Below are 13045 nucleotides of genomic sequence, written 5' to 3' on the forward strand. Positions count from 1 at the left end.
GTCAGCGAGACTATAGAGCGGTAGAGGAAGCTGCCTATAACCCACCTACACATACATATTTGAGTTCAGTGAAATCCTCCAAGCCATGGCGTGAACCCTCGCAACCTAGCCCAGACTCTTTAATGCCAACAAAAGGAGCAACTTCAGTAGAGATCAACCCTTCATTGACCCCCACCATGCCGTACTCTAATCCCTCCATAACACGCCAGATACGACGGTAGTCCTGAGTATAGAAATAAGCTGCTAGGCCAAAAGGAGTATCATTTGCCATAGCGATCGCATCTTCGTCCTCCTTGAAGCAAAACACTGGCGCTAAAGGGCCGAAAGTTTCTTCACTTGCCACTCTCATCTCTAGTGTGGCACCAGCAATTACAGTGGGAGCATAAAAGCTATGCCCTAGTTCATGTAAATGACCACCACATAACAAGCGCCCACCCTTAGCCACAGCATCATCCACATGACACTGAACCTTACCCACCGCCGCCTGGTTAATGAGTGGCCCAATTTGCGTTCCAGGTTTTCGTCCATCACCCACCAATAGCGCTTTGGCTTTTTCAGCCAACGCTTCAACAAAAGCATCATAGATACCTTCTTGCACCAAAAAGCGGTTGGTACAAACACAAGTTTGTCCTGCATTGCGGAACTTAGAGGCGATGGCACCCGCAACAGCAGCATCTAAGTCAGCATCGTCGAAGACAATGAAAGGTGCGTTACCTCCTAACTCCATAGATACTTTTTTGACAGTACCAGCACACTGCGCCAGAAGCTTCTTGCCTACAGGCGTGGACCCAGTAAAAGATACTTTTCTAACCCTTGGGTCAGTAGTTAATACCTTACCCACTGCGTCAGGTGTCGACGCAGTGACTACGTTGATAACGCCTTCGGGCATACCAGCCTCATTTGCTAGCTTGGCAAGAGCTAGGGCTGTCAGAGGCGTCGCTTCTGCTGGCTTGATAACGACCGTACAGCCAGCAGCAATAGCGGGTGCGCACTTGCGAGTGATCATCGCCATGGGGAAGTTCCAAGGTGTAATTGCTGCCACAACGCCCACCGGCTCTCGCAGTACCAGTAGCCGCTTATCAGAAGCATGAGTAGGAAGCGTTTCCCCTGACATTCGCTTAGCTTCTTCGGCGAAGAACTCGATAAAGCTTGCCCCATAAGCAACCTCACCACGAGACTCAGCCAATGGCTTACCCTGCTCCAGCGTCATGAGTTCAGCTAATGCTTCGGTATGCTCATGAATGAGTTCAAACCAAGCGCGTAAAATGACTGCTCGCCGTTTGGCTGGCAACGCTTTCCATTCACTCCACGCAGCCTGGGCTGCAGTCACCGCTTCGCGAGCCTCTTGCTCACCAAGGTCAGCTACTTGAGCCAATATCTCTCCAGTCGCCGGGTTGGTTACAGGAAAGCTATTGGTACCTTTTTGCCAGCGTCCTCCTATCAGCGCAGCAGCAGTACCATCGGACAATAATGATTCAAACAGCCTCATGGATACCTCCTGATATTGTTATCAGCAGGCACGCTAACAGCTCTCTCTAATACCGAGCTATGGACCAATTAACAGGCTAAATGGACCAATGCATCAGATTCGCGGCATAATCCTTTATCCCCTTTCTCTTTTTTGATGGCGTAAGCTATGCCCCCAAATCTCCTTCTAACACCTTTAATGGAGTATCTCAGCCTACAACCAGAACGGTTAGGCAAGAGCGTGCGAATTGAGCAAGCATTGAGGTTGGCTATTGTGCATGATTGGCCTGAAGGAAGCCGACTCCCCTCACATCGCACTTTATGCAGCCACTTAGGCGTGGCACGCGACACCTTGGCCCAGGCTATGCGGACATTAATAGAAGAAGGCTACATCATCACCGGACAAGGGCAAGGAACCTGGACTCGGCGACCAGCAACATCCCGCCAAGCACTTCAACCAGCTACAGCGCAGCTCTCTTCACGCGCCAACGCCATTCTTCAAACCCCTAGCGCCAGCGCCATCCAAAGCGGTGCTTTTATGCCTGGTATCCCAGATATCACTCAGTTTCCTATGGCTAAATGGAGAGAGCTTTATGCCAGTGTGACTGTGCCACGCAATGCACTGCTGCTGTCCTACTCTGGGGGCGGCTACGGCCCGCTCAAGCGAGCTATTCGCGACTTTCTCTGGCGCTGGCGACGCGTGGCCTGTGACTCAGACCAAATTATTATTACGGATGGCACCCACCACGGTATTGAATTGTGTGCTTTGGCATTATCTGATGTCGGCGATCATGTGCTAATGGAGTCACCCTGCTACTGGGGAGCGCATAATATCTTTACTGCGGTTGGTGCAACAGTCGAGAGAGTCGCTTGGCACCCCGAAACAGGACATTCTCAGAGACACTCTCCACGCCCCATTCAACTAGCCTATTTTACGGGGTCACATCACTACCCTTTGAGCATTCCTACATCACGGCTTCACCGGCAAGCACTGTGCGATAAAGTAAAACCCCGCTATGTGCTGGAAGATGATTATGAATTCACCGGAACAGACAGTACTAACTTGATGTTCAATAGCCGTTCGGAGCAACACGTGCTTATAGGCTCCTTTTCTAAGCTGATGTTCCCAGGCCTGCGTCTCGGTTACTTAGTTGCTCCTCATGGCCTAGTGGATTCACTCAATCGTTTACGCAGCGAGGTCTTCCGTGAAGGAAGGCTATTAGATCAAGCAACACTTGCGCAGTTTCTGGCCGAAGGCGTACTAGACACGTGGTATCGCCGTATCCAACGCGACTATTTGGCACGCCAGCAAGTTATGCACGACCAGTTGGTACAGGTTCCTGGTGTTATCGATGTATCTCCACCTAGTCACTCAATTAGCCTATGCTTGCAATTTTCTCCAGAAATAGACGACCAACGTATTGCTCGTAAGCTGCTGCAGTCACACCTGATCACCCGCCCACTGAGCTTAGTCTGCGCTGAAGGTGACTACCGTAGAGGTCTGATCCTTGGGATTGGCATGCTCTCTGGAAGAACACTAACTGCTGAAGCTTTACGCTTGAGACATACTCTTTCACGTCTCTTGGCCTCCTAGCTTCCTAATTGGTCCATTTAAAAAATAGCATTGGTCCATCATCGCGCTACAAAATGTTGCTAGCGTAGCCGTTGGGTTAAGTGATTCGGCTTTTACTCAACGCTGTATCCCCGACCCTATAATGCTGGACAAAATTTTCATTAGCTCAGTAGCAATCTCGATAAGCTGTAATACCTACACCGACAGAACAGGAGAAAGCAGAAATTCTTTATGCCACAGTGATTTCTTTTTTCTACTAGCTAGAGTTCTGGCGATAGCCTGCTAAGAGTGCAGTAGGGCGATTCAATACCAATTCCAAAAACATCGCAGAGAGAGTCCCATGAAACTTTCAACTTTTTTCAAAACTACTTTAGCAACATCAGTGGTTACCACCCTGGTGGTGAGTCAATTAGCTTATGCCGATACTATTAGGCTAAGAATGCACACTTTCTATGGAACAGAAATCGACGAGATCTCTGCAAGCCTGCGTGATCGCGTTAGTGAAGCAAGCGATGGATCAGTGCGCATTCAGTTCTTTCGTGGAGGTGAGCTAGTCAATAGTGACCAGTTCGTTGATGCAGTGGCACGGGGCACCATCGATATAGCCCATGGAGTAGGCAGCTATTGGCCTGGCCGTGTGGGGATTGGCACTATTGAAGCCGGGCTCCCAGGTGCATGGGTGAACGTAGACGAGGCACGGGATATATTCACAAATCAGGGACTCGATACACTGATTGCCGACGCCTATGCAGAGCAGGGAACTAAGTTAATTGGCCGCGGCTATGGTAGCGACTATGGCTTGTTGACTAGCAAACCAGTTACCAGCCTAGAAGACCTGCAAAGCATGCGTATACGCGCAACTAGCTCCATCGCTACCGTTTTAGAAAAATTTGATATTCCTACCGTATTTCTCCCTGGCGAAGAGCTCTATGTAGGACTTTCTACAGGCGTTATCGATGGAGCCATCTACGGTGGCCCTGTTGAGTACGAGCAGCTCAAGTTAAATGAAGTTGCCAAATACTATACTGACATCCAGCTCCTCAACCCCGGCTGGATAGAGACAGTATTAATCAACCCAGATACTTGGGGAAAAATGTCTAATGAACAGCAAGAAATTCTAACCTCCGAAATTACCCAGTATTTGGAAGATATCCACAACTGGTTAGAGGAGGGTAACCAGCGTCTGATAGATGAGGGAGAGTTGTTTGAATTCACTACCCTGCCGAAAGCAGATGCTAACCGGCTAGCAGAAGCCTCTCTGCCTATCTGGGAAGCAGAAGCAGAGAAGTCCGAGCGCAACGCTCAGGCCATTGAGATACTGATTAACAATGCAATCGAACAGGGGCGTCTGAGTGAGTAAAGTCACCCACTATCTAAGGGTGCAGGATAGCCTTTCCGACTGGGTCGGAAAGGCTACTTCATGGCTAACATTAGGCATCATTGGCGTGCTTCTCTACGAAGTCGTGGCGCGCTATCTTCTCAACTCTCCCACTATCTGGGGGCATGAGTTGTCTACGATGCTTTTTGGTTCAATGAGCATCTTAGCGGGAAGTTATACATTACGCCATCAAGGGCATGTTCGCAGTGACGTTATTTACCGCTTAATGCCCAGCCGTGTTCAAGCATTCTGCGACCTAGTGATATTCATCCTAGCAATCATGGTACTAGCCGTAGTTTTACATATGTCAATAGACTTTGCGTATCACTCCTGGCGTATCGATGAGTTCTCTAACCGCAGTGTCTGGCGACCACCGCTATGGCCAATTAAGGCGATGATTCCTCTGGCTATTGGCTTTTTCATTCTCCAATGTCTGGCCGAACTGGTCAGGGCAGCACTAAGGTTAGCCGGCATAAGCTTCGAGGATCCGCGCGTCGACCTAAACGATATCGAGCATTAAGCGCTCGTGTTCATTCTATCATTACTGATGCGCCCTTAGAGCGCGTCATAACAAGGGCTTTACTATGGCTGAACTTGAGCCCCTAACAATTACTACCATCATGTTTCTATCCATGCTGGTATTGATGGCTATGGGAGCACCACTAGCTCTAGCGCTGATGATTTCAGGGATGGGGAGTGCCTATCTGATGTTTGGGCCTGGTGGCCTAGACCTCCTTCTAGCATCTGCCTATAGCGCCATGGACAATTTCCTGCTTGTTTCATTGCCTATGTTTATTTTCATGGGCTTAGTGCTGGAGCGCTCGGGTATCACCGATGATTTATTCGGCATGATTCACAAATTAATGGGGAGCATCCCAGGAGGTCTAGGAGTTGGTACCGTACTGATATGCGCAATCATTGCCGCCATGGCTGGCGTTTCTGGTGCAGCAACAGTAAGCCTAGGTATTATCGCATTACCAGCTATGCTCAAGCGCGGCTACCATAAACGACTGATCACCGGCACTATTATGGCGGGAGGTGCCCTGGGTTTTTTGATCCCACCCAGCGTCCTAATGATTGTCTATGCATTTCTCGCCCGTGAATCGGTGGGCAAACTGTTTGCAGCTGGCCTTATACCAGGCTTGATGCTGGCCAGTATATATATGATCTATATTTTACTCCGCTGCCGGTTTAATCCTGAACTTGGCCCACCTACTCGTCCAGAGGAGCGCTTCTCTAACAAAGAGAAAATTAAGTCGTTAAAGCACATTGTTGCACCAGGGCTTCTAGTATTCATCGTGCTCGGCTGTATCATAGGCGGAATTACATCACCTTCCGAGGCTTCTGCGGTTGGTGCGGCAGGCGCTCTTCTTATCACCATGGCAAGAGGTAAGCTTACCTGGAACTTACTGCGCTATGTGATGCTAAATACTACTAAAATCACTGGAATGCTAATTTGGATTGCTATCGCTGCTGTCTTTTTTAGCCGTATCTATATGGGATTAGGAGCAGGAATGATGATTAGTGATATCATCGACGACTTTTCTCTTTCCCCCTACACCATCATTATATTTATGCTATTTAGCTTTTTTCTGCTGGGTATGTTTTTGGATGACTTCGCCATTTTATTCATTACCGTACCGCTTTATATCCCTATTGTTCGTGACCTTGGTTTCGACACAACTTGGTTTGCGGTCCTATTCATTCTCAGTATGCAGTCAGCTTATTTAACCCCACCATTTGGCTATAACCTATTCTATATGCGCTCGGTAGCCCCCAGTTCTATCACAATCGTAGATATTTATCGCTCTGCATTGCCTTTTGTAGGCCTTCAGATCATCGGTTTGATACTGGTTGTCGCTTTTCCGAGCATCGCACTTTGGTTGCCAAATTTGCTATTCTAGTATTTCCTGAGTTAAGGATTAGCCCCCGCCGAGGGGGCTATAAATCAAATAATCACTTTAAAACCTCAATAAGCTACAGTTCCCCCCCAGCGCCACCATGATAACCACCAGCCAGGCAGGCAGTTTCCATACGGTGAGCAGTAGAAAGCCCGTGAGCGCCAGCACGAACTCGTAAGGCCCGATAATGGCACTGGTCCACACCGGCTGGTAGAGCGCCGCGCCTAAAATCCCCACCACCGCTGCATTAGCACCGCGCATCAGCGCTTGAGCGCTGCTCCACTGGCGGAACTGGTTCCAAAATGGCAACACGCCGACCAGCAGCAAAAACCCCGGTACAAAAATCGCCAGCAGCGCCAAAAGCGCGCCGATCACGCTAGGCATTCCCGGAAGAAGCGCCCCCAAGTAGGCGGCAAAGGTAAACAGCGGCCCCGGCACCGCCTGAGCTGCGCCGTAACCCGCCAAGAACTCACCTGCCGTGACCCAACCCGATTGCACCACTTCCGCTTCCAGCAGCGGCAGCACAACGTGTCCACCGCCAAATACCAGCGCGCCTGAACGATAAAACGCATCGACTACGTTTAACCATCCGGCACTCGCCGCTAACAGCGGTAAAAACACCAACAAAACGGCAAACAAGCCTAATGCCAGTGTGCCCGCTCTACGCGTCACTGGGAAGTGCAGCGATTCGCTAGACGCCGCTGCGGCACTTTGACGACAAAGCAGCAGCCCCGCCACGCCACCTAGCACAATCGCCGACACCTGCCCCAACGGCCCGCTGACCAGCACCACCGCCAACACCGCTGCCAGGGCAATTCCCGTGCGGGTTTTATCCGGGCAGAGGTTGCGCGCCATGCCCCATACCGCGTGGGCCACAATAGCCACCGCCACCACTTTTAAGCCGTGAATGATGCCGCTGGCCACCGGGCCATCCAGCACCGCCGCGCCCAATGCAAACAGCACCAGCACAATGGCGGAAGGCAGCGTAAACGCCAGCCACGCCATCGCCGCCCCCCAGGGGCCAGCGCGCATTAACCCTAAGGCAAAGCCTACCTGGCTGCTGGCTGGCCCCGGCAAAAACTGGCACAGCGCGACCAAGTCTGCGTAGGCCTGCTCGCTGAGCCACTGGCGGCGTTCGACAAACGCCATGCGAAAATAGCCAAGGTGCGCTATGGGGCCACCAAACGACGTCAGCCCCAGCGCCAAAAACGCCCAGAACACCTCACTGGCTCGCCCTCGAACCGGATTCTCTTCTGACATTATGTCCACCGTTTACCCATTAAAAAGCGCAAGGCATTAAGAGTATGCCTTGCGCTTGACGGCTTAGTGACAGCCTAACCGTACACGTTACTCTTGGTCGGTGACTGCTCCGGTGCTTGCCGAACTCACCAGCCGCGCGTACTTAGCCAATACGCCACGAGTATATCGAGGCGCTGGCTGCTGCCAGGCCGCGCGGCGGCGCATCATCTCTTCATCGCTGATATGCACATCAATGGTATCGGCTTCGGCATCAATGGTGATGGGGTCGCCATCTTCAACCAGCGCCAGCGGGCCGCCGTCGAAGGCTTCCGGCGACACATGCCCCACCACGAACCCGTGGCTGCCGCCGGAGAAGCGGCCATCGGTAATCAGCGCCACGTCATTGCCCAAGCCACGGCCCATAATGGCCGAGGTAGGCGTGAGCATTTCGCGCATGCCGGGGCCGCCTTTTGGGCCTTCGTAGCGAATCACCACCACATCGCCCGCCACTACGGTGCCATCGTTGATGCGTGCCTGGGCTTCCTCTTCCGAGCCAAACACCCGCGCCGAGCCGCTAAAACGCGTGCCCTCTTTGCCGGTAATTTTCGCCACCGCCCCTTCCGGCGCTAAGTTGCCAAACAGAATACGCAGGTGGCTTTCAGCTTTGATCGGGTTGCCCAGCGGCGCGATGATCTGCTGATCCATCGGGTACGGCTCAACGTCTGCGAGGTTTTCCGCCAGCGTTTTACCGGTCACGGTTAAGCAGTTGCCGTTGAGCAGCCCAGCATCCAGCAGGATTTTCATCAGCGGCTGAATGCCGCCAATCGCCACCAGCTCACTCATCATGTAGTGGCCGCTGGGACGCAGGTCGGCCAGTACCGGCACACGCTTGCCGATTTCGGTGAAGTCTGCCAGGGTCAGCTCGACGCCGATGGTGCGCGCCATCCCAATCAGGTGCAGCACCGCGTTGGTGGAACCACCGAGAGCAATCACCACGGTGACGGCGTTCTCGAACGCCTCGCGGGTCATGATATCGGAAGGCTTGATGTCTTGCGCCAGCAGCGCCAGCACGGCTTCGCCAGCGGCTTTGCAGTCGTCACGCTTCTCTTGGGAGATGGCATTCTGCGCCGAGCTGCCCGGCAGGCTCATGCCCAGTGCCTCGATGGCCGAGGCCATGGTGTTGGCGGTGTACATACCCCCGCAGGAACCAGGGCCAGGAATTGCGGTCTCTTCGATGTTTTTCAGCTCGATCAGGTCGATGTCGCCACGGGAGTGGGCGCCCATCGCCTCAAACACCGAGACAATATCGGTGTGCCCCTTGCCGGGCATAATGGTGCCGCCGTAAACAAACACGCTGGGGCGATCGAGCCGTGCCAGCCCCATCACGCAGCCCGGCATGTTCTTATCGCAGCCGCCAATCGCCACCAAGCCATCGAACCCTTCGCAGCCCGCCACGGTTTCGATGGAGTCGGCAATCACTTCCCGCGAGACCAGCGAGTACTTCATGCCTTCGGTGCCGTTGGCAATGCCATCGGAAATGGTGATGGTATTGAACACCACGCCTTTACCACCGGCGGCATCGGCCCCATCCCGGGCAAGCTCCGCTAGCTCACCAATATGGCTATTACACGGCGTCACCATGCTCCAGGTAGACGCGATACCCACCTGGGGCTTTTGAAAATCGTCATCGTTGAAGCCCACGGCGCGCAGCATGGCGCGGCTAGCCGCTTTACCGGGGCCATCCACCACCGGGGCAGAGTGGCGGCGGGTATTATGGTTGGTCGGCTCGGTCATCACGGACTCCTCTCAATTGCATGGCAGAGGGCACAGCTTGGCGATATATCTTACATCCCGCAAGGTACTTAACTTATGGCACCATAGCGTCACCACCACCCGTGACGCTGATTGCCGTGAAGGAACGCCGCCGTATGCCTGCTAATGCTTTGCTCTCTCCCACCTCCCTCAACCCCGGTTTTATGGTGGTACACGCTAATCGATTGGAGGATTTGCGCGCTCTGGCGGTGGAGTGGATGCGGCTGCACCCGTTGGGGCCGCTGGAGAACGAAACCATTCTGGTGCAGAGTAACGGCATTGGGCAGTGGCTGAAGCTGGCGCTGGCGGAAGATCCTAAAAATGGCGGCGCGGGCATTGCGGCAGCACTGGAGGTGATGCTGCCCGCACGCTTTCTATGGCAGGCCTACCGCACGGTGCTCACTCACGTGTCGCAAAACGCCGATGCCGTTCCGGAAACCTCGCCATTCGATAAATCGCGCTTGGTATGGCGGCTGCTGCGCCTGCTGCCTACCCTGGCCGGGCAGCCGGTATTCGAACCGCTGGCGCAGTTTTTGGAAACCGACCGCGACCAGCGCAAGCACTACCAACTGGCCGAACGGCTGGCGGATCTGTTTGACCAGTACCAAGTCTACCGCGCCGACTGGTTAGACGCCTGGGCCAACGGCCACGATGTGCTAATTACCGCCAGAGGCGAGCACCGCCCGCTGGAAGAGCACCAGCGCTGGCAGCCCGCGCTCTGGCGCATCCTGCGTGACGATGTGGCCGCCACCCAAGGTGATGCAGGGCTGAACAGCAGCCGCGCCCAGGTTCACCAGCGCTTTTTGAAGGCCACCGAGCACCTGGAAGGCCAAGACTGCCCGCCGGGGCTGCCTCGTCGGCTGATTATCTTCGGTATTTCATCGCTGCCCCAGCAAACCCTGGAAGCGCTGGCAGCGCTTTCTCGCTGCTGCCAAATCGTGCTGTGTGTTCACAACCCCTGCCAGTTCTACTGGGCGGATATCATCGAGCACAAAGACCTGCTGCGCGCCCAGCGCTACCGCCAGCGGCGTAAAACCGGCATGCCCGAAGCGCTGGATGTACTGGGCACCGGCGATGCCGATGACGCCCTGCACCTGCACGCCCAGCCGCTGCTAGCCGCCTGGGGCAAGCAGGGCCGCGACTACCTGCGCCTACTCGATGAGCACGACGACGCGGGCAACTACCAAACCCTATTCGAGCAGCAGGCGCTACGCATCGATATGTTTGAGCCGTTCAGCGGCGAGGATCGCCACTGCCTGCTCAGCCAGTTGCAAGACGACATCCGCGAGCTGCGCCCCGTGGCGGAAACGCAAGGCCACTGGCCCGCACTGCCCGCAGACGATGACTCCATCGTGTTCCATATCGCCCACGGCCCCCAGCGGGAAGTGGAGATTCTCCACGACCAGCTGCTGGCCGCCTTCAGCGCCGACCCACACCTGCGCCCACGGGACATCATCGTCATGGTGCCGGATATTGACCGCTACGCGCCGCACATCGAAGCGGTGTTTGGTCAGTTGCCCACCGACGACCCGCGGCACATTCCCTACACGCTCTCCGACCAGGCCAGCCGCCACCGCCTGCCGCTGATGATTGCGCTGGAAAAGCTGCTACGGCTTCCAGAACTGCGCCTGTCGGTGAGCGATTTGCTCGACCTGCTGGATGTCCCCGCCCTGCGCCAGCGCTTCGGCCTAGAAGAGCGCGACCTGCCGGTACTGGAGCGTTGGATGGAGGGTACGGGCATTCGCTGGGGGCTCAACGCCAAGCAGCGCCAGCGGCTGGAACTGCCCGGCGGGCTGAGCCAAAACACCTGGGCATTCGGCCTGCGCCGCTTGCTGCTGGGCTACACCGTGGGCGATGGCCACGCGTGGCAAGGCATCGAGCCGTTTAACGATATCGGCGGGCTGGAAGCGGGCTTGGCTGGGCCGCTGGCGACACTGCTAGAAAAGCTCGAAGCCACCTGGGAGAGCTTCTGCCAACCCACCGATGCCGCTACTTGGGTTGCGCGGCTACGGGAGCTGCTGGAAACTTTCTTTCTTACCGACGATGCCCAAGAGAGCATCATGCTCACCAAGCTAGAAAGCGGCTTGCAGCAGATGCTAGAAAGCAGCCGGGAAGCCGAACTCAACGACCCGCTGCCGCTCTCCATGGTGCGGGAGCATTGGCTGGCGCAGATCGATGAGCACAGCCTTTCCCAGCGCTTTTTGGCCGGGGCGGTCAACTTCGCCACGCTGATGCCCATGCGCGCCATTCCCTTCAAGCGGGTATGCCTGCTGGGCATGAACGACGGCGAGTACCCCCGCTCCCAGCCGCCGCTGGATTTCGACCTGATGGGCAGCGACTACCGCCCCGGCGACCGCTCCCGCCGGGAAGACGACCGCTACCTGTTTCTGGAAGCGCTGCTCTCCGCCCGCGACCAGCTGTATGTGAGTTGGGTTGGCCGCAGCCAGATCGACAACACCCCGCTGCCGCCCTCGGTGCTGGTGGGCCAACTGCGCGACCACCTGGAAGCCGGCTGGCAAACGGAAAGCGGCGAACCGCTGCTGGAAACACTCACCACCGAGCATCCACTGCAGCCTTTTAGCCGCGCTTACTTCCACCACTCAGCAAGCCGACTGTTCACCTATGCCCATGAATGGCGCGAGGTGCACGCCCCGCGCACGCCGCCCGCCGCGAGCCGCACGTTGCCAGCGCCGGAAAACGCCCCCACCAGCCTCTCATTAGGGCAGCTAGGCAGCTTTCTGCGCGAGCCGGTGCGCAGCTTCTTTAATACTCGCTTGGGGGTCTATTTCGAGCAGGAAGCCATAGCCGAGCTGGACGCCGAGCCCTTCGCTCTCGACGGCCTGCAAAACTGGCAGCTCCAAGACCAGCTAATTGCCGCCCAGCGCCACGCGGTGGATAACGGCCAGCCGCGTATGCAAGCATTGCACGAGGCGTTGGAGCGCTTTCAAGGCCAGGGCGTACTGGCCATGGGCGCGTTCGGCGAACGCATGCGCGCGGCACTCGCCGAACCCATGGAGGCGCTTTTCAACGCCTACGAAGAAGCACTGGCCGAGTGGCCGCATACCCTGCCCGACACCATGATTCACTTTGAGGCCCACGGCCTCACGCTGGAAGAACCCTTGGGCGAGCTGCGCCAGGATGACGCAGGCCACCGCTGCCGCCTGCTGCTGCTGAGTAGCAGCCTGATTAGCCAAGGCAGTGGGCGCGGCCAGTACCGCTGGAGCCACCTGCTGCGCCCCTGGGTTGCGCACCTAGCGGGCAACCTGGATGGCCCGATGGCGACGCAGCTGCTCTCCAAAGCGGGTCATGTCACGCTAGCGCCAGTGGATGCCGAGACCGCCCGCCAGCACTTAGAAACCCAGCTAGCCGCGTGGCAAGCGGGCCTGAAAACCCCGCTACCGCTCGCACCGCAAGCCGCATTTGCTTGGCTAAGTAAGCAAGGCACGCCGGACATGGCGCAAGAGAAAGGCCGAGACTGCGACGCCTACGCCGCCGCCGAAAGCGCCTATGAAGGCGGCCGCTACCAAACCGGTGAAGTGGCCCAAAGCGCGTATCTAAGCCACCAGTGGCCCCGCTTCGAGCGGCTGTTCTTCGAGCAAGCCAACGGGTACACCTTTGCTACGCTCACAGAAGCGCTCTATGCGCCGCTTCACCATGCGGTCAAAAAATAACTAG

At 55.8% G+C, this 13045-nt stretch carries 8 protein-coding genes; 5 read left to right on the forward strand and 3 right to left on the reverse strand.

Annotated elements, in window-relative coordinates:
- Positions 1–34: 34 nt before the first annotated feature.
- Positions 35–1489 carry an NAD-dependent succinate-semialdehyde dehydrogenase gene (locus tag LG300_RS11140; RefSeq protein WP_404375387.1) on the reverse strand — a complete coding sequence of 485 codons (1455 nt, stop codon included), beginning with the start codon at positions 1487–1489 and terminating at the stop codon, positions 35–37.
- A gap of 177 nt (positions 1490–1666) precedes the next feature.
- Here LG300_RS11140 and LG300_RS11145 point away from each other — a divergent pair, with 177 nt between their 5' ends.
- The 4 genes from LG300_RS11145 to LG300_RS11160 all read left to right on the forward strand — a co-directional run bounded on the left by LG300_RS11145 (position 1667) and on the right by LG300_RS11160 (position 6322).
- Positions 1667–3061 carry a PLP-dependent aminotransferase family protein gene (locus LG300_RS11145; protein WP_404378028.1) on the forward strand — a complete coding sequence of 465 codons (1395 nt, stop codon included), beginning with the start codon at positions 1667–1669 and terminating at the stop codon, positions 3059–3061.
- Between the two features lie 319 nt (positions 3062–3380).
- On the forward strand, positions 3381–4400 hold the full coding sequence (dctP, locus tag LG300_RS11150) for a TRAP transporter substrate-binding protein DctP (protein ID WP_404375388.1): 1020 nt from the start codon (positions 3381–3383) through the stop codon (positions 4398–4400).
- Entirely contained in the window at positions 4393–4938 is a 546-nt protein-coding gene (locus LG300_RS11155) for a TRAP transporter small permease subunit (RefSeq protein WP_404375389.1), read from the forward strand. Before dctP ends, LG300_RS11155 begins: the two co-directional genes overlap by 8 nt.
- Before the next feature lie 64 nt (positions 4939–5002).
- Positions 5003–6322, forward strand: a complete 1320-nt coding sequence (locus LG300_RS11160) for a TRAP transporter large permease subunit (RefSeq protein WP_404375390.1) — start codon at positions 5003–5005, stop codon at positions 6320–6322.
- Between the two features lie 57 nt (positions 6323–6379).
- On the opposite strand, the gene chrA is transcribed toward LG300_RS11160, so the two are convergent.
- Entirely contained in the window at positions 6380–7579 is a 1200-nt protein-coding gene (gene chrA / locus LG300_RS11165; protein WP_404375391.1) for a chromate efflux transporter, read from the reverse strand.
- An 87-nt stretch (positions 7580–7666) separates the two neighbouring features.
- The gene (ilvD, locus tag LG300_RS11170) at positions 7667–9352 is read right to left on the reverse strand and encodes a dihydroxy-acid dehydratase (protein ID WP_404375392.1); all 1686 of its coding nucleotides are present in this window, start codon (positions 9350–9352) and stop codon (positions 7667–7669) included.
- Between the two features lie 134 nt (positions 9353–9486).
- On the opposite strand from ilvD, the gene recC reads away from it, so the two are divergent.
- Positions 9487–13041: an exodeoxyribonuclease V subunit gamma gene (gene recC, locus LG300_RS11175; protein ID WP_404375393.1), complete on the forward strand. Its 3555-nt coding sequence runs from the start codon at positions 9487–9489 to the stop codon at positions 13039–13041.
- The last annotated feature ends 4 nt before the right edge of the window (positions 13042–13045 follow it).

This window comes from Vreelandella aquamarina (assembly GCF_044805175.1).
Lineage (GTDB): Bacteria > Pseudomonadota > Gammaproteobacteria > Pseudomonadales > Halomonadaceae > Vreelandella > Vreelandella aquamarina_B.